Origin of the sequence: Paenibacillus brevis (assembly GCF_018919145.1) — a bacterium.
GTDB classification, from domain to species: domain Bacteria; phylum Bacillota; class Bacilli; order Paenibacillales; family Paenibacillaceae; genus Fontibacillus; species Fontibacillus brevis.
Window position 1 is genome coordinate 337280 of sequence record NZ_JAHLQJ010000003.1, and the last position, 24359, is coordinate 361638.

Below are 24359 nucleotides of genomic sequence, written 5' to 3' on the forward strand. Positions count from 1 at the left end.
CATCCTGTTTCTATATAGCGTCATATTAAGAATACTGTCATATAAGATCCAATTTAATCATCCTTGCAGTAATAGAAGAATGATTGAAGAGAGACCCAGACAGGTGCTGATCAGATAAAGGAACATGACAGCCTGCTTGCCATTTAAACCTGCCCGAAGCAGGCGATAGTGTACCTGGCTGGCATCAGCTTCATAGATCGCCTTCCCTTGCAGGAAGCGCCGGATTACGACAAATAAATTATCAAAAATCGGAACCCCGAGTGCAAGTACAGGGATAAACAACGATAAGACAGTGGCTTGCTTGAATGCGCCGTCCAGAGCAATTACGGCAAGGATAAAGCCCAGGAAGGTTGCTCCGGCATCGCCCATGAATATTTTCGCAGGCGGCTTGTTATAACGCAGATAGGCAAGAGCCGCACCGATTAGTGTAATAGACAGCATTGCAGATGTCGTTTGTCCCTTGGTTAAGGCGACTATAAATAAGGTAGCAGCCGAGATCGCCGACAGGCCTCCGGCAAGACCGTCCAGGCCGTCCGAGAAATTAATGACCGTAGTTACTCCGAAGATCCAGAGAATAGTCAGTATAAACTGCAACCAGATCGGGAGCAGGACATAGTCTCCGCTAAATGGATTTACGAAGCCCGTAAAAGAAATCCCCGAGAAGAATACGAGTACCGCAGCCGAGACTTGAACGGCAAACTTCGGAAGGGCGGGAAAGTCTTTGCCTTTGGTCTTGTACCAGTCATCCACAGTCCCAATGGCGAGCAATAGAACTCCCCCTAAGAATAAAGCTCCGGTCTCCATGGAGAAGTCTCTTGTCAACAGCAAATAGGAAGCAAAGAAACCGATAAAGATGGCGTAACTCGCAGTCAGCGGGATCGGCTTGCGATGCAGCTTGCGCTCAACATCCTCACGAGGCTTATCTACGAAGTCCAGACGGAAGGCAAGTTTGCCAAGGGGCGGGATAAGAAAGTACACAATCAGGAACGATAGCAAGAATGAGTATAGGTATAAAATGATCAGTCACCACCACAAGCAAGTTTTTTAGTTAGCTCTATTATAAGAACATTTGGGAAAGTTGTCGAACATCCAACCTACGCGCAGGGGCATAACATCGATAATCCGGCATATTTATGGTACATTATATAAGGTATTAAGGAACCACATGCTTTAGGGTACGGAGGGATATACATGCAGGATGACTATGCACGTAAGCTGGAAGACCAGAAAGGCCTGTTCAAACAGCTCGGAATTAAATTAAATGCATTGACGATTCATGAGAAAGACTTTGACGTGAAGATGAGAGGCTATGAAAAGGAAGAGGTTGACCGCTTTCTAGATGATGTGATCGTGGACTACGAGCGTTTTTACGATATCATTACTGATCTGCTGGATAAATATAAAGAAATTCAGCGCCGCCAAGCCTACTGGGAAGAAGAGAAGAAGGCGAATGCCATGCGTAAGCCTGCGCTCGACCCGACACAATCGGTGGACAGAAGAATCGTTGAAGACGGCATACGTCAACTGGAGCGTAGCTTGGAGCAGCTAAAAATTCAGATTCGAGATTAACAATTCTGCCGCAGTCTTGCGGCATTTTTTTATACATTTGCGAGAATATGAATAGGGGCTGCTCAACAGGAGCAGACTTCATTATTGAAGATCAGCGGACAACCCTTCTTCATAGGATGTTCATCTTTTAAAGATTGCACTTTCAGAAACAAAGTGATAAGATAAATACAGGATTTAGAATTAGTCTAAATTTAAAGAAATGATTCACATGCTCTAAGCGAGCTGTTGAAAATGAAAAAATAAATGGAGGATATTTATCATGACAAATCAAAGCCTAACTCAAAATGAAGTAGCGTTGGAAAGACATCTGAATCTTCAGATTGCTAACTGGACGGTAATGTATACAAAGCTCCACAATTTCCATTGGTATGTAACAGGAGGAAGCTTCTTCACCCTTCATGAGAAGTTCGAAGAGCTCTATGATGAAGCGGCAGGCTACATCGATGAAATCGCTGAGCGTCTGCTCGCCATTGGCGGCAAGCCTGTAGCGACACTTCGCGACTCGCTTTCGATTGCGACTATTGCCGAAGCAGCAGGAGGAGAATCTCCGCAAGCGATGGTAAGTGCGGTCATCGACGATTTCAAGAAGCTTGCTAATGAACTGAAAGAAGGAATGAATGCTGCGGAGGAAGCTCAAGATGAAGCTTCCGGCGATCTTCTGCTCGGCATTCTGACTTCACTTGAGAAGCATAACTGGATGCTGAGTGCATACTTGGGCAAATAATTATTCGGAACGATAGCCGCATATTCCACGCCCCGCAATCGCCAGTACCATCTGCGGGGCGTTTCTCTATGTTCAGGACAGTTTGAAGCGCTCGATCAGCGTATGAAGCTTCTCGGACAAGCTGGACAAGAAGGTTGCCGAAGTATCCACTTCCTGCATGGCTGCCAGCTGCTCTTGAGAGGCCGCAGAAATTGTCTGAGTCCCATCTACTGTAGCATTGGCGAAATGAACGAGCTGTTCCATAGACTGAACCAGGAGCTGGGCGTTCTGTGACAACTGGCGGACGGTTTGGCGGACCTCTTCTACTGCAGTTGCAGAGGATTGGTTGGATTGATAGATCACCTCGAACGAGCTTCCGGCCTTATCCACTAAATCGGTTCCGAGCTTCACTTCCTGGGTAGCTTCACTCATTGTTTCTGTAGTAGCTTCCATTTGCTGAATAATCAGGTTGATCAATTCACCGACCTGGTGCGAAGAGGATGCTGAACGTTCCGCGAGCTTGCGAACGGAGTTGGCAACGACCGCAAAGCCCTTGCCTTCTTCTCCGGCCCGTGCTGCTTCAATTGCAGCATTCAGGGCGAGCAGGTTCGTCTCTGCGGCGATTCCGGTGATGACATCGACAATGCTTTGGATTTCCTTGGAATGTCCGCTGAGCTTATCGATGCTGGAAGCCAGTGACGTAATCTTGTGATCGATTTTGTCCATCTGGGTGACACCAAGCTGCATGGAGGTAGCTCCCTCCTTGGAGGCTTGGGCAGATACGTTGGCTTCGTTGGAGACGCTGTCGACCTTGCCTACGATCTGTTCAATGAAATTGGACATCCCCTGAAGCGCTGACGAGCTTTTCTCCAAGCTCAGAAGCTGTGTCTCTGCGCCGTCCGCCAAATCTTGAATAATATGTACAGTCTGCTCTCCGGCTTGTCCGGTCTCTTCTGCACTCGCAGACAACTGCTCTGAGGAAGCAGCAACCTGCATCGAGGTTTCATTTACTTCTGAGATAAGCTGGCGAAGGCTAGAGGTCATATGGGCGAAATCTCTGGACAATTTACCGATTTCATCCTTGCTCGTCAGCGGAGGCTCGTTCAGAGACAGATCTCCTTCGGCAACCCGGTTGACGCTGCGCGACAGCTTCTCCAGCGGACGAACCATGCGGTGGATAAATATGTAGGTTACGATGATCGCCAGCAAAAACACTCCGGCGCCAATGGCAAATGGCAAGGTGACGATTTCCCAGGTTCGTTCCTGAATGATCGACGCGTCAAAGTTAATCACCATGAGGCCTACAATTTCCTTCGTATGATCATGATCCTGGTAGATCGGACCATATCCGCTGAGAAGATCGGCACCGTCGAAGGAGTAGATTTTGGTGTATACGGAATGCTTGGTGCTTTGAATGGTCTCACGATCTGCTTCATCAAAATAAAAAGCATCCCCGGCTTGATAACCGCGCGATTTCAGATTCTGGTCAGCGGCCAGGATTGTCCCATCGAGCGACATGATGAATACTTCCTTGAACAGCGACTTATGATCCACGGTCCAGTTGAGCTGGTCCTCCAGAGCTGCAAGTCCGCTGTTGTCTCCTTGGGCAAGGCTGGCAATGACGGCCGGATCGACGAGGCCGGTTGTAATATTCGCACAACCGACAGTCTCGATACCGACAGATTCTTCTACTTGACGATAGGCCGTCTCGTAACTGAAAATGCCGATTAGTGCGCTGACTAATATTAGAACGGCAATGATTCCTGATGTTATTTTTTTAGCAAATCCCATGTGGACTATCCCCAGTCATATAAGATATGGTACTAAATGCTACATGCATCATTATATATAGGATGTGATATGAGCAAAATGGACTATATTCAGGTTCTGTGTCGAAAAATCGAACAATGTTATCATATTCACGAACTTGACATGATGCGTAAGAAGAATGTAAAACAGAATAGTTAACTTCCGGGGTAAAGTATTCAAAAGTTAATATTGCGGTTACATAAAAAAGAGAGATAGAAAGTTTTAGGATAGGTGTAGGAGGTCTAGTTTGAAATGCAAATTTTTCGACAAAATTCTTATGTCGCTTTATTACTTGGTGTGATATTGGTAGGAGCAGGATCTATCTGTTTACTGGGAGAAGATGAAGCTGTGCCAGAAAAGGCTTTGGAGTCCGGCTCGGTTCATATTTTAGTTCCTGCAAGTCTGCAAGCATCACCTGTCGGGGAACAAAGTTTATTAGTGGAGAGGCCTATACAAGGAGATAGTAGTGCAGAACACGCGCTATCCTTCATGCCCCATCTGATTACCCTTGAACTGAAAGGAATAACAGAGGAGATAGGGATCAGTCATTGTGCCATGCTCGAGGAAATGAATAGGGAACGAATATTGCTGCAAAAAAATAATAACAAGTCCCTGCAGAATGGCGAAGAGATATCTCAGCCTGCAGGTCCCCCCGACAAATTATTCTTCACCCGAACCGAGCTGCTGAGTCCAGCTGAGCAGGAGGATGCTCAATGGAGCTACGCTCTGGTTGATGAAGAACTGCTGCTGCTACAGAAAATCGTCATGGCAGAGGCAGAGGGCGAGCCGTACGAAGGCAAGATTGCGGTTACAAATGTAATTTTGAACCGGCTACGGTCAGCTAATTTCCCCGACACTATTAAAGAGGTAATCTATCAAAAGTCTCAATTCAGTCCGGTTCATAATGGCAGACTGAATAGAGTTACAGCGGATGAGGAGACAATTGCTGCAGTTAATGAAGCGTTGAACGGTAGAAAGGAAGTTACCGATGATACCTATTATTTCCTGTCTTTGAAGCTGGCCAGCGATCTGACGATCGCTAAAACCAAGGATGAAGCAAAAGCCATCGGTAACCATACCTTCTATAAATAAGCCTGGCTCAGGCTCTGTTCCTGCGTCTTCGGCATTAGAATTCCTGCAATTTGTCTGACGCAAAGATCCGGGCGATACGGGGAAGGCGACGTGTTGCGGGAGGTGAATTTGCAGATTTCCGCCAAGGGGCCGCCATCTTCATGACGCGCTCCAAAGCAGGCCTGAGCGAGCAACTGATCCAGCAGATCCGTAGAGGACAAAGTAAGACCATATCCCATTTTGACAAAGTATTCCTGGTTCTTGAGCTCTTGTCCCGGGATGGAGTCATAGAACAACATAGGTAATCTTTTAGCCATACTCTCGGTGCAGGTCATACCTCCCGCTTTGGTTACCAGCAGATCGGAGGCATCCATCCATTTGCTAATTTCTGTGGTGAAGCCAAGCACCCGAATATGGGGATGCTGCAGCTCCGAAAGTCGATTCAGCCTTGCCGCCAATTTGTCATTGCTGCCGGTGCAGCAGATAAACTGGACATGCTCCCTCCAAGCGGAGATGGTCTTGATTAATGCCTCATTATACAGCAGCCCCCAGCCTCCCCCCATTACCAGTACCGTAGGCAGATCTGCCAATTCCAATTGACTCCGAACCAGATCCTTATCCTGCTTGGTCCAAAAATCGGGGTGCACAGGAATGCCTGTCACCTGAATGGCTTCATTACGTACTCCCCGCTGCATAAGCAGACTCCGGACTTCAGGGGTGGAGACAAAATAACAATCGGCACCGGGATGAATCCAGGAGGAGTGGGCATCATAATCTGTAATTAAAGTGTACATCGGGATATCCATCCCGGACTCCTTCAAGCGTGAGACAATCGCGCATGGAATGGGGTGGGTACATATAATGAAGTCCGGCTTCAGTTCTTGGATGGTCCGGTAAGCCTGGCTGTAAAATAATTTATGTAGGGCTAATACAGAGAATCCGCCCAGCGGTTTCTCATATTGATTACGATATAGCTTGCCGATCATTCCGGGGTTAGCAGAGATCGCAGTCCGATAAGCTGCATGAATCATCGGCGCGATCCTTGGGTTTAAGAAGGAACCCAGTTCAAGCACCTTTGCCTGAATGCGTGAATCCGTTATTTCCAGGCCGGCGGCAAGTGCATGAGCGGCCTGAGTATGTCCGCAGCCAAAACCTTCGGAGAGGATCAGCGCGGTTTGCTTCTTGAGCATAGGTATCACCTGCATCATTCAAACTGGATTTGCGGAGTAAAGATTCACCCGCATTTCCAGTTTATTTTTTTGTTCAGAAATGGTACAGAGGCTGCGGGCGGGTCACGGGCTGGACTAAAGTCGGGGATTAAGCAAAGCGTTAAGTACGAGTGAAAACTAAAATGAAACTTGCATGAAATACCACTTGCAAATGAGATATAGGCGTGTTAAAGTGATTTATGACCAAATGACCAAAATTGATTTTTAGTCATTTCATGTTCTATCTTAGTAAGGAGGTGCCGATCATGGCTGTAGTAGATCGAAGGAGATTGGTCGTTGAAGCTGCTGAGAAATCGTTCGCTTTATTCGGATATAAAGCGACGACGATGGACCAGGTGGCCAAAATCGCAAATGTCGCCAAAGGGACGATCTACACTTTTTTTACGAACAAAGAAGAGCTGTTCGATGAGATTCTTCGCTCCGTCATTCTGGATATGCGGCGGATCGCAGAGGAAGAGTTGCGGGATGACCGAACTTTCTTCGATAACCTGTATCATACGGTCGATAAATTGCTGGAATATCGGGCTCAGCATAATCTGCTGATCAAGTTGTTCCAGGAGGTCCGCGATTTCGGGACACCGAAGGCGCGTGAAGGTCTGGAGACGATAGAGCATGCTATTCTGGATTATCTCGAGAAGCAGGTGACGCGGGCGATGCAGCGCAACGAAGTATCGGGGCTTGATCCCAAGGTGGTATCCTTTGTCCTGATGAAGCTGTATATTGCTCTCACTTCCGATTGGAACAAAATCCATGAGCCGCTAAGCAAGGAGCAGATTAAAGAATTCGTTCAGCGATTCGTCGCAGGCGGCTTATCTCCGGAAAGGTCATTGTGAGAATACTTATTTCACCACCCTGCCCCGGATTACAATCATTAGTTCGACTTATATAGTTACAAATTAGAGAGAGCAATACTAAGGAGAGAAGATCAACATGAAGTCAGTCTCAGTTTTTTTTCAAGACATGGTCAATTCCTTCAAGAAACCGAAGGTCATAATACCGATCATTGTCGTCTTATTTATTCCCGTACTGTATAGCGGAATGTTCCTGAAGGCATTTTGGGATCCCTATGGCAAGATGAATGAGATTCCGGTAGCCGTTGTTAATGAGGATGCGGGTGCTGAGTTTGACGGGAAATCGCTGCAGGTTGGCGACGAGCTGGTCGATGAGCTCAGGGAAGGGAATGACTTTGCCTGGGACTTTGTCACTCGCGAGCAAGCGGAAGAGGGGATGAAGTCCAATAAGTACTATATGACCATCGTCATTCCGGATAACTTCTCATCCCAGGCAACGACGCTAATGGATGAGAATCCGCGGCCGGCCGAATTGCTGTATGAGCCGAATGAAGGCTACAATTTCCTGGCAGCACAGATTGGCGGCACCGCAGTGAAGGAGATCAAATCCAAGGTGTCTGCCAAGGTCACAGAGGCATATACAGAGACCTTGCTGGATCAGGTTGAGCAAATCTCCGGTGGTCTGGGCGAGGCAGGCAGCGGTGCCTCCAAGATCAATGAAGGGGCAGTCGAGCTGGATGACGGCGCCGAGAAGCTGAAGGAGAATCTGGCGAAACTCGTGGAGGGAACAACACAGTTAAGCCAAGGTATTTCGCCGCTTCAACAAGGGGCATCCAGCCTCAATCAAGGGGCAACAGAGCTGAGTACAGGAGCAGCTTCCTTGAACAGCGGACTCCAGCAACTGTCCACAGCTCATAAGCAATTGGCGGATGGGGCTGTAAAGGCACAGCAAGGCAGCACACAATTGGAGCAAGGACTCATGGCTTCCGCACAAGGTGCTGAGCAGCTTCATTCCGGACTTACAGCTACAGAGGCAGGAAGTGCTTCACTGGTAGCCGGATTGCAATCCTCGGTAGAAGGAAGCAATAAGGTAGCTGAAGGCGCACAAGGGGTTGCCCAAGGACTGGAGCAACTGGTGCAGGCCAATCCAGAGCTGGCAAAGAATTCAGTGGTACAACAGCTGGTAACAGCCAGCAAAGCGGTAGCTCAGGGCAGCACCCAGCTTGCCCAAGGCCAGGCACAGCTGCTCTCTGGCGGACAGGAGCTGCATGCTGCCCAGCAACAATTACTGCAAGGCAGTGAACAGCTTGCCCAAGGCCAGCAGCAGCTAGTACAGGGTGCTAGTCAGCTCACGGCAGGTCAGACTCAATTGGTTGATGGGATGAGCCTGTTTGGCAGCAAGCTGACTGAAGCTGCTGCAGGCAGTAATGCGCTGGCACAAGGCGCGAGCAAGCTGAGTGCGGGCGCTGGGCAGATTGCAGGAGGTATGGGGCAGTTGTCAGGCGGTGTATCCACCTTGGCTAACGGCTCCAAGCAATTGGATGCCGGAGCCGGAGAGATCAAGAGCGGCATGGATCAGCTGGCTGAGGGATCGGGAGAATTGGCTACTAAGCTGAATGATGCGGCAGAGCAGACTTCCAGCGTCAAAAAGTCGGAGGCCTTGGTTAATATGTATGCTGAACCGATTACGATTCAAGAAGAGAAGGTTAGCGAGGTGCCTAACTATGGTACCGGCTTTGCGCCTTACTTCTTGTCCTTGGGGTTATTCGTAGGAGCTTTGATCTCTACGCTGGTGGTTCCGCTGCGTGCTTCAACGGTAGCTGGGGCGAGCGGCTGGAATCGGTTCGTTAGCCGGACCTTATCCTTTACAGGCATGAGTCTGGTTCAGTCCTTGCTGGCTGCTGCACTGGCCCTGTATGGTCTGGGGCTTGAGGTAACGAATATCCCGTTATTTTATCTGTTCAGCTTCATTACCAGTCTAAGCTACATGTTTATTATCCAGGCATTGGTTACCTGGTTGGATAACCCTGGCCGCTTCCTGGCCATCCTGATGCTGATTTTCCAACTGACCACATCGGCCGGCACCTTCCCGCTGGAGCTGATTCCTAACTGGATGAAGGTATTCAATCCGTTACTGCCAATGACATACAGTGTCAAAGGCTATAAGGCTGTCATCTCCATTGGAGACACGGGCAGTGTATGGCAGCAAGCAGGAATTTTGTGCATTTATGCATTCTGCTTCCTGGCCATTACGTTGGTCTACTTCCTGACGCACAGCAAGAATGAGGATCAGCGTGAAAGTACAAATATGGATATGGCTTTGCAGGCATAGTCTGCATCGCTTGTCCTGAACTGAGTCCGTTTCCCCGGAGGCTTCCGGGGGACGGACTTTTGTCATTTATGAGGATATTTATCCCTGATCGCCAATAATATCCTCAAAAAAAATTAAGTTTAGTGCAAAAGAAAGAGAAGATAGTGCAAAAACACCGCGACCATTTTCCGTTAGAATAAAACTACTAAATAGTGCGAGTTCAAAAAGTCAGCTTTTCAGCATCGAGAAGGTAGTGAGAATCCGAAGAAGGAGGAACGGAGCCCGCTTGGATTTCCAGGGAGAACGTAAGATTCGATGCCGAATCAGCCTCTTGAATTACTTCGTGATCGGAAGATGGCTTTTTGAATTACCTCTAAACTATGACCTGTCGTTTTATCGCGGATATTTTATCTTATAGAAAGGTTGCGCTGATCATGAAACATACCGTTATACCACCAAAGCAAGGACTCTACGATCCCGCATTTGAAAAGGATGCTTGCGGCATGGGCTTCGTTGCTCATATTAAGGGGAAGTCATCGCATGATATCGTCGCTCAGGCGCTTACTATGCTGGCAAATATGGAACATCGGGGCGGCCAGGGCAGTGAGCCGAATTCCGGTGATGGCGCAGGTATTTTACTGCAAATCCCTCATCGTTTTCTGCAATCTGAAGCCGAGAAGCTGGGCTATCAATTGCCTGCTCCCGGATATTACGGGGTAGGGATGCTGTTTCTGCCTCAGGATGAAGAAGTACGGCAGCAGCAGGAACGTGAGCTTGCACGGATTATCGAGGAGGAAGGACAGCGTCTGATCGGCTTCCGTACAGTGCCGACAGAAGACCATATGCTGGGCAAATCCGCCCGGGAGGCAAAACCGTTTGTCCGGCAAGTATTTATTGAGCGGAGTGTTAGTATAAGCTCAGAGCTGGATTTTGAGCGGAAGCTGTACGTCATTCGACGTCGTGCCGAGCGGACGATTCGGTATAGCGGCCTGGAGGAAGGAGATGCCTTCTATGTATCCAGTCTGTCCTGCCGCAAAGTTGTCTACAAGGGTATGCTTACGACAGAACAAGTAGGGCAATTTTACCTGGATTTGAATAATGAGCTGCTGGAGTCGGCTATTGCGATGGTGCATTCCCGGTTTAGCACCAATACTTTTCCCAGCTGGGAACGCGCCCATCCCTACCGCTTCATGATTCATAACGGTGAGATTAACACCCTTCGGGGCAACGTCAACTGGATGCGTGCACGCCAGTCCTTGTTCGAGACGGAAACCTTCGGAAGCGATCTGGAGAAAGTAAAGCCTGTTATCAATCCGGATGGATCGGATACCGCGATGTTCGATAATACCTTTGAGTTTCTCTACCTGAGCGGACGTTCGTTGCCGCATGTAGCCATGATGATGGTGCCCGAGCCTTGGAACAATCATGCGGAGATGGATGAGGATAAAAAGGCGTTCTATGAATACCACAGTACATTGATGGAGCCGTGGGATGGACCGGCAGCCATGGGCTTCACCGATGGTGTGCAGATTGGCGCCATTCTGGACCGCAATGGTCTTCGTCCATCACGTTATTGCGTAACGAAGAATGATTTGATTGTGCTGTCATCGGAGGTAGGGGTACTGGATATTCCTGCGGAGGAGATCCTGTACAAGGATCGTCTTCGTCCAGGACGGATGCTGCTGGTGGATACCAAGGAGGGGCGGATTATCTCCGACGAAGAGGTCAAGGCTTCGATCGCCAAGAAGAAGCCTTATCGGGAATGGCTGAACGAGCACATGCTGCCGCTTGAGGATTTGCCTGATACTCCAGAGCTTCCTGCCGATCATCATGAGGATATTTCCCTGCGGCAAATGGCCTTCGGCTATACCTTCGAGGATCTGCGGAAGGTGTTTGAACCGATGGCACTTACGGGCTCGGAAGGCATTGTCTCAATGGGGTACGATGCTCCATTGGCCGTGCTCTCGGAGCAGCCCCAGCGGCTGTATAACTATTTCAAGCAGATGTTTGCGCAAGTCACGAACCCGCCGATCGATGCGATTCGTGAAGAGCTGGTTACCTCGGCAGCGACCATGATCGGATCAGAGAGGAACCTGTTGAAGCCAGAGCCTGAGAGCTGCCGCCAAATTCGTCTGGAGGCTCCGATTCTGTCCAATCAGGATTTCGCCAAGCTGCGGCATATTCGCCGCCCCGGCTTCAAGGCCATCACGATTCCGATTTTGTTCGAGGCGGACCGCGGTGCAGAAGGACTGCGCCAAGCGCTGGATACGCTCTGCGAGACTGCTGACCGTGTTATCTCGAAGGGACATAATGTAATCATTCTGTCTGATCGCGGAGTGAATGCGGAGCATGCGGCAATCCCAGCTTTGCTTGCGGTATCCTGTCTGCATCACCATTTGATTCACGAGGAGACGCGGACAAAGGTAGCCTTGCTTCTGGAATCAGGCGAGCCTCGAGAGGTGCACCACTTTGCTCTGCTGCTTGGCTATGGGGTTAGTGCCGTGAATCCTTATCTTGCCTTCGAGACATTGGATGATATGATCCAGCAAGGCTTGCTGCAAGGAGTTACGCTGCAAAAGGCTGTTTACAATTACATCAAGGCAGCAACGAAAGGCGTCATAAAGACCTTGTCCAAAATGGGGATATCAACGATTCAATCCTATCGGGGAGCGCAAATTTTCGAGGCGGTCGGCTTGTGCGAGGAGTTTGTCGACCGTTACTTTACCTGGACGCCATCCCGGATCGGAGGAATCGGGCTTGAAGAGGTGGCCGCCGAGACGCTGGCCCATCATCGCCGTGCGTTCAACCATCAGGATGGGGACAAGGTGCTCGATTCCATTGGAGAATACCAGTGGCGGAGCGACGGGGAGGAGCATCTGTTCAATCCGCAGACCGTTCACCTGCTTCAGCAAGCTGTGCGGACCGGAGATTACGGGCTGTACAAAAAGTTTACGGGCCTTGTGCTGGGAGAACATGAAAAGTTCCTTACGCTTCGTTCTCTGCTGGAGCTGAAACCGGCAGGCCCGAAGGTGCCGCTGGAGGAGGTTGAGTCCGCTTCTTCGATTATGCGCCGCTTCAAGACGGGAGCCATGTCCTTTGGCTCGATCAGCAAGGAAGCGCACGAGACGATTGCAATCGCAATGAACCGGATCGGCGGTAAGAGTAATACGGGGGAAGGCGGAGAGGACCCGGCCCGGTATGTTCCGGATGCCAACGGGGATCTGCGCCGCAGTGCGATCAAACAGGTTGCCTCCGGCCGCTTCGGCGTCACCTCCAACTATTTGGTCAATGCGGATGAGATTCAAATCAAGATGGCTCAGGGCGCCAAGCCGGGGGAAGGCGGTCAACTACCGGGCCGCAAGGTGTATCCATGGGTGGCTGAGGTTCGCGGATCGACACCTGGTGTCGGTTTGATATCCCCGCCGCCGCATCATGATATTTATTCCATCGAAGACCTGGCTGAGCTGATTTATGACTTGAAGAATGCGAATCCGCGGGCAAGAATCAATGTGAAGCTGGTCTCGGAAGCTGGAGTAGGCACTATTGCGGCAGGCGTGGCCAAAGGACGCGCGGATGTTATTCTGATCAGCGGTTATGACGGCGGCACAGGGGCTTCACCGCAGAGCTCGATCCGCCACGCCGGGCTTCCTTGGGAGCTGGGGCTGGCCGAGACGCATCAGACGCTGATGCTTAATCACCTGCGTGACCGGGTTGTGCTGGAGACGGACGGTAAGATGCTTACGGGACGCGACCTTGCAGTAGCCGCCCTGCTGGGAGCCGAGGAGTATGGCTTCTCCACAGCCCCCCTTGTAGCGGTTGGATGTATTATGATGCGCGTATGCCAGTTGGATACTTGCCCGGTAGGGGTGGCTACGCAAAATCCTGAGCTTCGCAAGAATTTCACCGGAGATCCGCAGCATGTGGTCAACTTCATGACCTTTGTGGCAGAGGATCTGCGTGAATGGATGTCAGAGCTCGGCTTCCGCAGCCTGGATGAAATGATCGGGCGGACGGACTGCCTGGATACCTTCAAGGCAGTCGACCATTGGAAGAAGAAGGGCGTAGATCTGTCGGCTCTGCTGCACATGCCTGAAGTGCCGGAAGGCAGCGGCCGTTATTGCACGCGCCAGCAGAATCACGGGCTGGAGGAGACGCTGGACGTGACGGCACTGTTGGGTCTGGCGAAGCCGGCGCTGGAGCGCGGCGAGGCGGTCAGTGCTGTGCTGCCGATCTGTAACGTGAACCGGGCGACAGGGACGATCCTTGGCAGCGAAGTGACCCGCAAATACGGTGCGGCAGGTCTGCCGGAGGATACGATTACGTTCCGGTTTGAAGGATCGGCGGGGCAAAGCTTCGGCGCCTTCGTGCCGAAGGGGATGACGCTAACGGTAGAAGGCGATGCCAATGATTACACCGGCAAAGGCTTGTCGGGCGGGAAGATCGTTGTGAAGCCTTCGCCGCGTGCCACATTCACCGCTGAAGAGAACATTATCGTCGGCAATACGTCTTTCTATGGAGCTACCGGCGGGGAAGCGTACATTCGCGGTATTGCCGGCGAGCGGTTCGCGGTCCGGAACTCCGGCGCGAACATTGTTGTAGAAGGTGTGGGCGACCATGGGTGCGAATACATGACAGGCGGCCGGGTTGTAGTGCTCGGCGGTACGGGGCGTAACTTCGCGGCCGGGATGTCGGGCGGGATCGCCTATGTGCTTGATGTTACGGGAGACTTCGTGAAACGCTGCAATCTCGAAATGGTACTGCTTGAGCAAGTTAGTGAGCCGGCCGAGGTGGAGCAGCTTCGCACGCTGATCAGCCGCCATACGCTCTACACCGAGAGCGCTGCCGGACAGCGTGTGCTGGACAACTGGAGCGAGCTGCTGCCGCGTTTTGTCCGCGTTATTCCGAAGGATTACAAGCGGATGCTGGAGCAGATCAGCAAGGTTGAAGCTGCAGGGTTGCAAGGCGAGGCTGCCTTGCTGGCCGCCTTTGAAGCCAACACACGTGAGTTGGCTAGATCCGGCAACTAGCGGTAGCTGAGGGCCGCTAGGGCCATTAGGCCCACTAGAGCCGCTAGCGCAACTGAGAGCCGCTAGGGCCTCCAGAGCCACTGGCATCATCGTTTGCTTGCTCGCGAGAAGATCTAGGGGGCTAGCCTTGGTCGGCCGGGCACTCGTGCGTTGGGAGCTCATGTGACGATTGGCGATTATAGTGCAGAAAGTCATTAAAAATGCTGATGTGGTCGCTCGTTTGGCGATTATGGTGCAGAAAGTCATTAAAAATGCTGATGTGGTTGCTCGTTTGGCGATTATAGTGCAGAAAGTCATTAAAAATGCTGATGTGGTCGCTCGTTTGGCGATTATGGTGCAGAAAGTCATTAAAAATGCTGATGTGGTCGCTCGTTCGACGATTATAATGCAAAAAGTCATTAAAAATGCTGATGTGGTCGCTCATGCGGCGATTATAGTGCAGAAAGTCATTAAAAATGCTGACCTAGTTGCTCGTTAGGAAAAAAACTACCAAGTAGCTACTTGGAAATTACTGAGAAAACTAATATAATGAAACTATGACGAAGAACGTCCTTTCCTTTTGGAGAGGACGTTTTTTCTTGTTAAAGGCAGTCAGCCAAATAGAAGAGAAGGGAGAACAGGTGTATGCCGTATGAGGAAGCGCATTGCGCGTTTATGAAGCTTCATTTGAATAGCAGGAGTGGAGAGCGTAAAGGCAGATTGGCTAGAGGGCATAAATATGCCGAGCAAAAGTTCCTGGAGCAAGTTTGGTGGCCTGTGGTAGGCAACTTCGATCATCTACATCCTGAATATGAAGTTAGCGACTGGAACCGGAAATCGATTTACTTGGATTTTGCCTATATTACGCCTTTATGCAGGATTGCGATTGAATGTGATGGCTATCAGAGCCATGTGAAAGATATGGATCGAGAGAAGTTCAGCTACTCTTTAAACCGGGATACGTTTCTGACAGGTATGGAATGGAGAGTAGTGCATTTTTCGTTTGATGATATTGATCAACGCCCGGAGTTGTGCAGAATGCTGCTTAAGCTGGTATTGGCTCCCCATTTGATGCATCAAGCTGCTAACAGAAATGAGAAGAAAGACTTGCACCATATTGAGCGAGAGATTATCGCATTGACCTGGAGGCTCGGAGCAAAGATAAAACCTAAAGATGTAAGTGTTTTTCTGTCGATTAGCTATAGAACTAGCAAAAAATGGATTGAGGTATTGTGCAAAAAAGGGATGCTGTCACCCATTCCCGGAAAAACAGGGACACGAGTGGGTAGATATCAGCTTAGTTCTAATGCAATTGAGTACCTGGCGGGATAGTAGGAATAAAAACAGAGAGTGGCAGACATATGAGTTAGTAAGTGATTGGAAAAAAGTCAGGATGAGGTGTCCGTAGTCTTTAGTAAGACTAAAGGAATAGGGAGTAAAGAGGGACTAAGCAAGAGAATCGTTTCGGGAAATGGAGGGGAGTGAGGAGATAACAATTTCTAAGCTATTTGCGGCTTTGTAGTAATCAAAGGTTCATGCCCAAAGATAAATCCTAAAAAAGCCATGAGTACATCCTATTGTATTAAAAAAAATAATATAAGTCTATTTCTTTATTTGAATAAATTGTATTGTTAAATACGCAGCCGCGGTGCAATAGGAAAGATGAAGGGAGAACATCCGTATGATCTCGTTAAGAAAAATTACGCTGGAAAACCGGCGTGCCATGTTTAATTTGGAGGTAGCCGAGGAACAGCGGCAGTATGTGGCGTCGAATCTGTCGAGTGTGGCGTCCTGCTATGTTCTATCGGTCAATGGGGGACATCCTTATCCATTGATTATTTATGCAGATGAACAACCGGTGGGATTTGTGATGATAACCTATGGGATTACAGGATATGAGGAACCTTCTCTGGCAAAGGATAATTATTGCATCTTACGGCTGATGATTGATAAGCAACATCAACATAAGGGATATGGACGAGAAGCGATGGGCAAAATTCTGGAGTTTATTCGCACCTTCCCGGCGGGAGGCGCCCGGTATTGTTGGATTTCCTATAAAAGAGATAATACCGCTGCTAAAAAGCTGTATGAAAGCTTTGGCTTTCGTGACAATGGCGAAGTCTTTAACAATGAATGCATCACTGTTTTGGAGCTTTGAGTGGTTGTTATGCTGAATTGAACTGTTGAGCGTACGCTGGAGCGACGTATCTGGAGCGACGTATGAAGTATTATGCTGTTCTAAGTTGCGTCGCTTCTGCAGCTCAACTAATTAGTGTTTCTCCTCCATTTTTGTCACACACGGCATCTATGATAAAATGGTTGAGATTAGGGGTGTGAAAATAATGGAAAATCAACCAGTTGTACGGATTCAGGGAGTCAGTAAGATCATCGGCGGCAAGAAGCTGATTGATTCCTTGACCCTGGATATTCCTTCGGGTCAGGTCTATGGGTTTCTGGGGCCTAACGGGGCCGGGAAAACAACGACCATTCGGATGATCGTCGGACTGATGTCTATTACGGAGGGCGACATTCTCATTCAAGGCTCAAGTATCAAGCATGAATTTGAAGAGGCGATTGGCCATGTCGGAGCCATTGTGGAAAATCCGGAGATGTACAAGTTTCTCTCCGGCTACGAGAATCTGCTGCATTATGCCCGGATGTCGCCGGGCATATCCAAAGCGCGGATCATGGAAGCCGTCGAGCTTGTCGGCATGGAGCATCGAATCCATGATAAGGTGAAGACCTATTCGCTTGGCATGCGGCAGCGGCTAGGTGTGGCGCAGGCCATCCTGCACCGGCCGAAGCTGCTTGTACTGGACGAGCCGACAAACGGGCTGGACCCGCAGGGGATCCGGGAACTGCGCGATTATTTGCGCCGTCTGTCCCGGGAAGAGGGGACAACCGTGTTTGTCTCAAGCCATCTCCTGTCCGAGATGGAATTGATGTGCGACACAGTCGCTGTGATCCAACAGGGCAGACTGATCGATGTGAAGGAGCTTGGACACAGCGGGAAGGCGGATGGGCCGGGAGGAGCCGATCAGATACAGGAGACTGTGTTTGAAGTGAATGCGCCTGCAGCAGCACAGGATCTGCTCGTCAGTCTTGGATTCAGCTCCAGAGCGGAAGAGAACGGGGTTATTCTATCCGTTAACCGGACTGACGCGGCGCAAGTGAATGCGAGACTTGTCAATCACGGAATCGCGGTCTATGGGATCCGGCCGCTCACACGATCGCTAGAAGATCAATTCCTAGAGATGACGGGAGGCGGACGCATTGACTGATTTTTTCAGACTGGTTCAGAATGAAAATATGAAAATCTACCGCAGACTCCGCACCTGGATCATGTTCGCCATCCTGTTGGCGTTAAGCATCCTGTTTGGCGTCCTGTTCTATCTGGGGAGCTCCGGCACCATGCAATTGACCGTATGGGATGCGGTGGACCAATTGTCGTTCCTGTATTACCTGGCTTCCATCTTTGCCGTAGTTATCGCCGCGGATAGCGTAGCCAGCGAATTTACATGGGGAACGATTAAATTGTTATTGATCCGGCCGTGGACCCGAACCAAGGTTCTGGCTTCCAAGCTGCTGTCGGTGTGGCTGTTCACGATTGCTATCAGCGCCGGGTTCCTGATATCAAATATAGCTATAGCTTTTCTGCTCTTTCCGAATGAGGCATCTATGCTGTTCCCGCAGGGAACGAGCCCGTTCACATCCATCATGGAGAGTCTGATGTACAGCTATATTGATCTGCTCGTCATCGTCGTGTTCTCATTTATGCTGTCGACCGTCTTCCGGTCAAGCGGGCTGGCTATCGGATTGTCTATGTTTATCCTGTTTGCCGGCAACATCTTCACTATGCTCTTTCACCCAAACCGGTATGAGTGGGCGAAATACATGCTGTTTGTCAACATGGATTTGAGCAAATATAAGGGAGGGGCCCTTGGACCCGCGGGAATGACAATGGGATTTTCAGTTGCTATCCTGTCGGCCTATGTCCTGTTATTCCTTGTAATCAGCTGGCTGGTCTTTAAGAAGAGAGACGTTGCTGCATAGTTTCGTGCGAGTGCGCAGCAGCAAATATAAAACAGGCTAACGTTTCTGCGTGTCGGGGGCAACGTATGAACTGTGCTTACGATCGCTGTTGTTCGCGGATTTCTCTGATTGAAATAGTAGGGTAGAAATCCACTCTCAAAGGCGAACACTCCGTTTCTTCAGCACACTTCACACTTATGCTCTTTCTACGCTGTTTCTTTTAGATCGGCTTTATAGGTGCCTGATGCGCTATAGTGCAGTTGTTCATACGGGTAGCCATATGATAGCATCCTCGTATCCCTCGACATACATATATAGGCTCGTCATCCGACATATAAAGCGCCGAATGGAGATTGTAAGAGGAGTAATTTCACTGGAAGTGAACCCTGTGACCCGTGACAGGAATGAGGCTGATCAGGTAGGACGAGTGAAGTTCGGTGCAGGGCCGAAGCATCGAGAGGCCTGGACAAAATTCAAGGCACGCAGTATCTTGTTTGCATGGTGCAGACGGCAAGCGGAAAGCTTAGTGTAGTGAAGCTTACGGCGCAGGCACGTGCAAACTGCATATCAGTAAAACAGCAAAGGCGAAGTGATTAGGGCATAAGTGTGAAGTGTGCTGTAGAAGCGTCAGCGTTCGCCTTTGTGAGCGGATTTCTCCTTTGGTAGAACTTAGTCCAATCATAGAAATCCGTGAACAACAGCGATCGTAGGCATACTTCACACGTTGCCCCCTCTAACTCGCCCTTCAATGTTTTAACTATATTCCGCTGTTACGCATTTTCCTGCTTTCATGAAGCAGGAGGAGAGATAAGCTGAACTACTTACATATTTACTTACCCCGCTTCGGGTCTTGGAGCCTGCTTTTTGACAGTGGACTTGTCGGCTTGCTTGTCGGGGCTTTTTTCCTTTTCCTTATCCTTGCTGTATGCCTGCACGGCAGCTTCGCGTTCCATATGGCTTGACCCGTTCAGAAGCCCGCCCTCCACAATGATCAGCTTGGTCACATGCACATTTCCGTCCACTTGACCGCTTCCCGTGATCGTCAATCTGCCTTCACTGACAATATCGCCGATGACACGTCCGGCAACGATAATCTCTGCCCCGTGGATGCTGGACTTCGCTTCTCCGGTCTCGCCGATAACGACCTGTCCGGCACAATCAATTTCACCCTGAAAATGACCTTCAATCCGCAGATTGGCTTCGCATTCAAGCTTTCCCTGTGCGAAGGAGCCGAGTCCGATTAAAGTGTAGCGGGTGCCTGCGGGCAGTTTGTTCTTTCTTCTCATAGGGTTGTAGCCTCCTGTTTATCCATCGTTTGATTTAAGGTAAGGCAGCGGATCAATCGTCTTACCCTTCTTCAAAATCTCAAAATGCAAATGAGGCCCGGTGCTGCGTCCGGTATTTCCCAGCTTGCCGATCTGTTGCCCCTTGCTGACTTCATCCCCCACGGATACCGTAATCTTGCTCAAATGCAGATACCAGCTCTCCAGGCCTTCCGGATGCTCTATCACAATATATTTGCCATGGGAGCTGTCGCTGGCGACGGTGACCACTTTGCCGGCCCCGGCTGCGTAGATCGGATCGCCTGTCTTGCCCGCAATGTCGATTCCGGCATGGAAGGCAGCGCGCCCTGAAAAGGGATCGCTCCGATAGCCGAAGTTGGAAGTAATCCGCTGGGACAAGGTTGGCCATTCGGTCGGTGTGCCTGCAAGCTTGATCTGGGTCTGCTCTGCAATTTGAAGAGTCGCGGGCATATTTTGCTCCATCTCATCCAGTAATTTGCTCATTTCAGTAAACTGTTCTCGGGTATCCTCGGCAAGCTGTTCAATTTCAGTCTCGTGAACGGCAATGAATTCCCCGCCAACACCATCGCTAGCATACCAACTGTTGTTATCCATGGAGAGGGAGGAGAGCTTGCCAGACTCTTGACTGCCGCTGCTCTCGGACCCGTATTTATCAATAAATTTCTGCAGCTCGGTCTCAAGCTCGGCCATTCGTTCCATCCGGTCCATCATGTCCCGGGATTGTCCTGACAGGGCAATCACTTCATTCTGCAGACGCTCGATGGCAGCATCCTTATCTGTAACAGTAGCTTCAAAACGCAATTGCTGGGCTTGCAGCATACTTTCTAGATTATTGACCGTTCGGTTGGATTGGATTTGAAGACTGACGATCAATCCGCTGATGGACAGCAATGCGATAAGCGGGACGGCGACGACCAGCGGCTTGGATACCTGAACTTGCTTGACAGGCTGGTTGGCATCCCTGAGAACAAGCAGGGTCATCCGCCTAGGATTAGGTAAGCCTATGCTGGCAGTTTTCATGTCGGCTCCTCTCTTAAATCGGATTTATAATTATCTATTCCTATGACTCTCAATTCATGTCAAAAAACCGTCTTGTCTGATATACATGACCCTGCATGAATAAATTGCTTGCATGATGGTTAATGCTGATTTAGAGGGAAAGGGGGACGGTTATGATCTGGCTGAGCCTGCTGCTAATTGCGTTTATTTTTCAAATTGCTACGATTCTGGTCCTCGAGTTCCGAAACCCGGGCAGAGCAGTAGCCTGGATGCTGATTTTGTTTGCGGTGCCTTTAATCGGATTTGTCCTCTATTACTTTGTGGCGCAAGACTACAAGAAGCGGAGAAAGCTTCGCAGAAGGGGAAGCCCGTTATTTCAGGAGATGAAGGCCAAGCTTTGGCAGCAGACAGAAATTATAGATTCAATCGAGCAGATGAAAAACAAGGATTTTCAAGAACAGGAGAGACTGTTTGGTCTGTTGACCCGGCTGTCGGAGAGTCCGATCACAGGCTGTAATGAAACTGAAATCTATAGCAGCGGAGAACCCGCGTTCCATGCCATGTTAGAGGCAATGTATCGTGCTAGGCACCACATACATATTGAGTTCTACATATTCAGGGATGACGGTATCGGACGGCAATTCAAGCAAGCCATGATTGAGAAGGCCCGCCAGGGCGTAAAGGTGCGCCTTGTCTGTGACGGACTGGGAAGCTACCAGCTTCCGCAGGCATTCGTTAAAGAGCTTGAACAGGCCGGAGTCGAGGTGTATTTCTTCCTGCCTCCATTGATCGCCATGCTGGACAGAAGGGTGAACTATCGAAACCATCGGAAGATTCTTGTCGTGGACGGGCAGGTTGGTTTTGTCGGGGGACTGAATATCGGTGATGACTATCTGGGCCTGTATGAAAATATGGGGTATTGGCGAGATACGCATCTTAGGATTAGCGGTGATGCTGTTTATGATCTTCAGCGCACTTTTCTTGGGGATTGGCAGTTGGCCTCCGGCAGTCTGGTATCAGAGTCTGGCCTTTTTCCGGAACATTGCTGCAAGGGGGAGGAGCAAGTCCAGATCCTGACCAGTGGTCCTGATCAGCATTGGGATGCCATTCAGGAAATGTGCTTCGGGGCCATTGCTGTAGCTAAAAAAAGGGTGTGGATCACTTCGCCGTATTTCATACCTGATCCAAGTATTTATGCCGCCCTGAAAACCGCTGCAGTGGCCGGTGTAGAGGTTATTGTCCTGCTTCCCTATCATTCGGACAGCCGACTGGTGAAGCTGGCTTCCTTGTCTTATGTGGAGGAGCTGATGCAGGCAGGAGTCCGGTTTTATGAATATACCAAGGGCTTCGTACATGCCAAGGTATTAATTGTGGACGATCTTGTAGGTACGGTGGGAACAGCAAACATGGACATGAGAAGCTTCTTTTTCAATTTTGAAATGCTCGCTTTGCTGTTTGACCGCGAACCCATCAAACGGCTGGAGAGGGATTTCCTGCAGGATCTAAGCGACTCCCGTGAAATCCAGCATGAGGAATTTATAACACGGCCGCGCAGACAGAAGGGAGCAGAGCTTGTTGCCCGGTTGCTGTCCCCGCTCTTATAGCTCAAGCCAATCAGCCCTTGCTTACACTGCTTGTCCCTGAACGCTGCAAATGGCTGATGATGACATCGACGGGCTGCGGCGGGATGGCGGAGAGCAGATCACCGTGGCTGGCCAGTCTTTCCCCAATATTCAGCAGATGGTAATCGGCAGGCGAGGGATTCCGCCGGACCTCCTCCCAGAGGAGAGGCGTAGAGACACTGGCAGCTAAGCGTGCTCTTGGGGTGTAGGGAGCAGCAAGCGTCTTGCCGGCGTAGTGCTGTAAGTAATCAAAGTAGATTTTGTCTTCGCGATCCTTCTTCATCCGTTCAATTGTAAACAAGTCGGGCCGTTTCTCCGTCACATAACGGGCCACAAAGTGGCCGATAAGCCGCAGCTCATCAAAGGTAATCCCGTGGGAAATCGGTATGATAATCTGAACCCCGGTGGCCCCTGACGTCTTCGGCACAGAAGCAATTCCCAGGGAATTCAGCACTTCTCCGACAAAGGCGGCGGCCTCCATGATTCGCGGCTCCTCCTCAAGCGAGGGATCCAGATCGATCATCCACTCGCAAGGCAGATCCTCTCCGATATAGTGCAGGGAAGGATGGAACTCGATTGCAGCCAGATTGCCAAGCCAGAGCAGTGTCGGGAGATTGTTCAGCACAACATAATGAATTTCATCATGATGAACGGTCCGGACATAATCCGGCAGCGGCTCGGGAGCATTTTTCTGATAAAAAAAGGTGTCGTGAATTCCGCCAGGATAGCGGATCGTTGTGAGCAGGCGGTCCCGGCAATAAGGGAGCAGGTACGGCGAAAGCTCGGTCAGCTTCTGCAAATAGATAAGCTTGGTGATCCCGGCCTCCGGCCAGAGCAGCTTGTCCGGATTGCTTACCTGGATCTCTTGTCCTTCGATAACAATGCTGCCTGTGATGCTCTTGGGCATGTTTTCACCTCAATTTCTTAGAAGGTCAATCATTTAAGGAGGGTTACGCATGGATCTGCAGCCGGTTATTCCGTTTGAGCCGATATTGGTCAAGGAGCTTCCATCCTCCGGCGATCCCTGGATCGCGCAGGTGAAATGGGACGGCGTACGGATGCTGTCCTACTACGACGGGCAGAGTCTGCGGCTAGTCAATCGGCGCGGTAATGACCGGACCCTCCAATATCCGGAGTTTGCCGGATTGAACGAGAGCTGCCGGGCAAGCTCCTTTATTTTGGATGGAGAAATGATCGCATTGATGGACGGGAAGCCATCCTTTCACCGGATTATGGGCCGGGATAGTCTGCGGCGGCAGATGGAAATTACGTTCGCTGTAAGGCGTATTCCTGTTATCTACATGGTTTTTGATCTGCTCTACTGTGATGGCGAATGGGTAACCGAGCTTCCCCTCCGGCAGCGGCAGGACAAATTACGTCAACTGATCACTCCCAATGAACAGCTCCAGCTTGTCCCGAATGTGGAAGACCCAACAGCCCTATATCGGGTAATGGAGGAGCGCGGTTGGGAAGGCATCGTCTGCAAAAATCTGGACAGCAGCTATGCCATCGGCGGCAAGGATGCCCGCTGGCAGAAGCTGAAGCTTAGTCATGATCTTCATGCGGTCATCGGCGGGGTAACCTACCGGGATGGGCAGGTCAATGCCCTGCTGCTTGGAGTGTATGACGAGGACCGCAGGCTGATCTATATTGGCCATGCCGGGAGCGCCCGCTGGCGTGCCGAGGATTGGAGCCGGGTAACCAGTGCGGCTTCCCGGCTTACAGCTGTCGGGAGGCCGTTCCTGCATCCGCCGGCCCGTTTGAAGGATGCGGTATGGCTGCGGCCGGAGCTGACGGTCAAGGTATCCTTCATGGAATGGACCCCCGGCGGAACGATGCGCCATCCGGTCATTCAAGGCTGGAGTCCGCTTGAGCCAATGAGATGCCTGCTGTCCCAAAGCATGTAATCGATT

General features: G+C 50.2%; 19 protein-coding genes. 13 read left to right on the plus strand and 6 right to left on the minus strand.

From position 1 onward, the window contains the following. Positions 1 to 57: 57 nt before the first annotated feature. Entirely contained in the window at positions 58 to 996 is a 939-nt protein-coding gene (locus KQJ23_RS05240) for an MraY family glycosyltransferase (protein ID WP_430522278.1), read from the minus strand. A 195-nt stretch (positions 997 to 1191) separates the two neighbouring features. Here KQJ23_RS05240 and KQJ23_RS05245 point away from each other — a divergent pair, with 195 nt between their 5' ends. Together KQJ23_RS05245 and KQJ23_RS05250 are read left to right on the plus strand one after the other, a co-directional pair. After that, positions 1192 to 1569: a DivIVA domain-containing protein gene (locus tag KQJ23_RS05245; protein ID WP_216477623.1), complete on the plus strand. Its 378-nt coding sequence runs from the start codon at positions 1192 to 1194 to the stop codon at positions 1567 to 1569. 259 nt (positions 1570 to 1828) lie between these two features. Beyond that, complete coding sequence (locus KQJ23_RS05250; RefSeq protein ID WP_216477624.1) at positions 1829 to 2293, plus strand: Dps family protein; 465 nt, start codon at positions 1829 to 1831, stop codon at positions 2291 to 2293. Positions 2294 to 2365: 72 nt separating this feature from the next. On the opposite strand, the gene KQJ23_RS05255 is transcribed toward KQJ23_RS05250, so the two are convergent. Next, positions 2366 to 4063 (minus strand): methyl-accepting chemotaxis protein, encoded by a 1698-nt coding sequence (locus KQJ23_RS05255; protein ID WP_216477625.1) that lies wholly within the window; start codon positions 4061 to 4063, stop codon positions 2366 to 2368. A gap of 270 nt (positions 4064 to 4333) precedes the next feature. On the opposite strand from KQJ23_RS05255, the gene KQJ23_RS05260 reads away from it, so the two are divergent. Further along, positions 4334 to 5173 (plus strand): cell wall hydrolase, encoded by an 840-nt coding sequence (locus tag KQJ23_RS05260; protein ID WP_216477626.1) that lies wholly within the window; start codon positions 4334 to 4336, stop codon positions 5171 to 5173. On the opposite strand, the gene KQJ23_RS05265 is transcribed toward KQJ23_RS05260, so the two are convergent. After that, positions 5164 to 6360, minus strand: coding sequence for an MGDG synthase family glycosyltransferase (locus tag KQJ23_RS05265; RefSeq protein ID WP_249529508.1), 1197 nt, complete (start codon positions 6358 to 6360; stop codon positions 5164 to 5166). The two genes, KQJ23_RS05260 and KQJ23_RS05265, sit on opposite strands and share 10 nt — an antisense overlap. A gap of 266 nt (positions 6361 to 6626) precedes the next feature. Between KQJ23_RS05265 and KQJ23_RS05270 the strand changes: the two genes are divergently transcribed. The 8 genes from KQJ23_RS05270 to KQJ23_RS05305 all read left to right on the plus strand — a co-directional run bounded on the left by KQJ23_RS05270 (position 6627) and on the right by KQJ23_RS05305 (position 18542). Next, the gene (locus KQJ23_RS05270; protein WP_216477627.1) at positions 6627 to 7214 is read left to right on the plus strand and encodes a TetR/AcrR family transcriptional regulator; all 588 of its coding nucleotides are present in this window, start codon (positions 6627 to 6629) and stop codon (positions 7212 to 7214) included. A gap of 97 nt (positions 7215 to 7311) precedes the next feature. After that, positions 7312 to 9504, plus strand: coding sequence for a YhgE/Pip family protein (locus tag KQJ23_RS05275; protein WP_216477628.1), 2193 nt, complete (start codon positions 7312 to 7314; stop codon positions 9502 to 9504). A 413-nt stretch (positions 9505 to 9917) separates the two neighbouring features. Continuing rightward, on the plus strand, positions 9918 to 14510 hold the full coding sequence (gene gltB / locus KQJ23_RS05280; RefSeq protein ID WP_216477671.1) for a glutamate synthase large subunit: 4593 nt from the start codon (positions 9918 to 9920) through the stop codon (positions 14508 to 14510). 169 nt (positions 14511 to 14679) lie between these two features. After that, positions 14680 to 14988: a hypothetical protein gene (locus KQJ23_RS05285; RefSeq protein ID WP_216477629.1), complete on the plus strand. Its 309-nt coding sequence runs from the start codon at positions 14680 to 14682 to the stop codon at positions 14986 to 14988. Positions 14989 to 15134: 146 nt separating this feature from the next. After that, positions 15135 to 15821, plus strand: coding sequence for an endonuclease domain-containing protein (locus KQJ23_RS05290; RefSeq protein ID WP_216477630.1), 687 nt, complete (start codon positions 15135 to 15137; stop codon positions 15819 to 15821). Positions 15822 to 16170: 349 nt separating this feature from the next. Beyond that, positions 16171 to 16647, plus strand: a complete 477-nt coding sequence (locus KQJ23_RS05295; protein ID WP_216477631.1) for a GNAT family N-acetyltransferase — start codon at positions 16171 to 16173, stop codon at positions 16645 to 16647. A gap of 184 nt (positions 16648 to 16831) precedes the next feature. Then, entirely contained in the window at positions 16832 to 17770 is a 939-nt protein-coding gene (locus KQJ23_RS05300; protein WP_216477632.1) for an ABC transporter ATP-binding protein, read from the plus strand. Further along, the gene (locus KQJ23_RS05305) at positions 17763 to 18542 is read left to right on the plus strand and encodes an ABC transporter permease (RefSeq protein WP_216477633.1); all 780 of its coding nucleotides are present in this window, start codon (positions 17763 to 17765) and stop codon (positions 18540 to 18542) included. The genes KQJ23_RS05300 and KQJ23_RS05305 overlap by 8 nt, the downstream gene beginning before the upstream one ends. An 812-nt stretch (positions 18543 to 19354) precedes the next feature. Here KQJ23_RS05305 and KQJ23_RS05310 read toward each other — a convergent pair. Together KQJ23_RS05310 and KQJ23_RS05315 are read right to left on the minus strand one after the other, a co-directional pair. Continuing rightward, positions 19355 to 19807 carry a bactofilin family protein gene (locus KQJ23_RS05310; protein ID WP_216477634.1) on the minus strand — a complete coding sequence of 151 codons (453 nt, stop codon included), beginning with the start codon at positions 19805 to 19807 and terminating at the stop codon, positions 19355 to 19357. An 18-nt stretch (positions 19808 to 19825) separates the two neighbouring features. After that, the gene (locus tag KQJ23_RS05315; RefSeq protein ID WP_249529509.1) at positions 19826 to 20845 is read right to left on the minus strand and encodes a M23 family metallopeptidase; all 1020 of its coding nucleotides are present in this window, start codon (positions 20843 to 20845) and stop codon (positions 19826 to 19828) included. A gap of 152 nt (positions 20846 to 20997) precedes the next feature. Here KQJ23_RS05315 and cls point away from each other — a divergent pair, with 152 nt between their 5' ends. Further along, complete coding sequence (cls, locus tag KQJ23_RS05320; RefSeq protein ID WP_216477635.1) at positions 20998 to 22428, plus strand: cardiolipin synthase; 1431 nt, start codon at positions 20998 to 21000, stop codon at positions 22426 to 22428. Between the two features lie 10 nt (positions 22429 to 22438). Here the strand turns inward: cls and ligD are convergent, their stop codons facing one another. Next, positions 22439 to 23353 carry a non-homologous end-joining DNA ligase gene (gene ligD, locus KQJ23_RS05325; RefSeq protein WP_216477636.1) on the minus strand — a complete coding sequence of 305 codons (915 nt, stop codon included), beginning with the start codon at positions 23351 to 23353 and terminating at the stop codon, positions 22439 to 22441. Between the two features lie 49 nt (positions 23354 to 23402). Between ligD and KQJ23_RS05330 the strand changes: the two genes are divergently transcribed. After that, positions 23403 to 24353 (plus strand): ATP-dependent DNA ligase, encoded by a 951-nt coding sequence (locus KQJ23_RS05330; protein ID WP_216477637.1) that lies wholly within the window; start codon positions 23403 to 23405, stop codon positions 24351 to 24353. Positions 24354 to 24359: the final 6 nt, after the last annotated feature.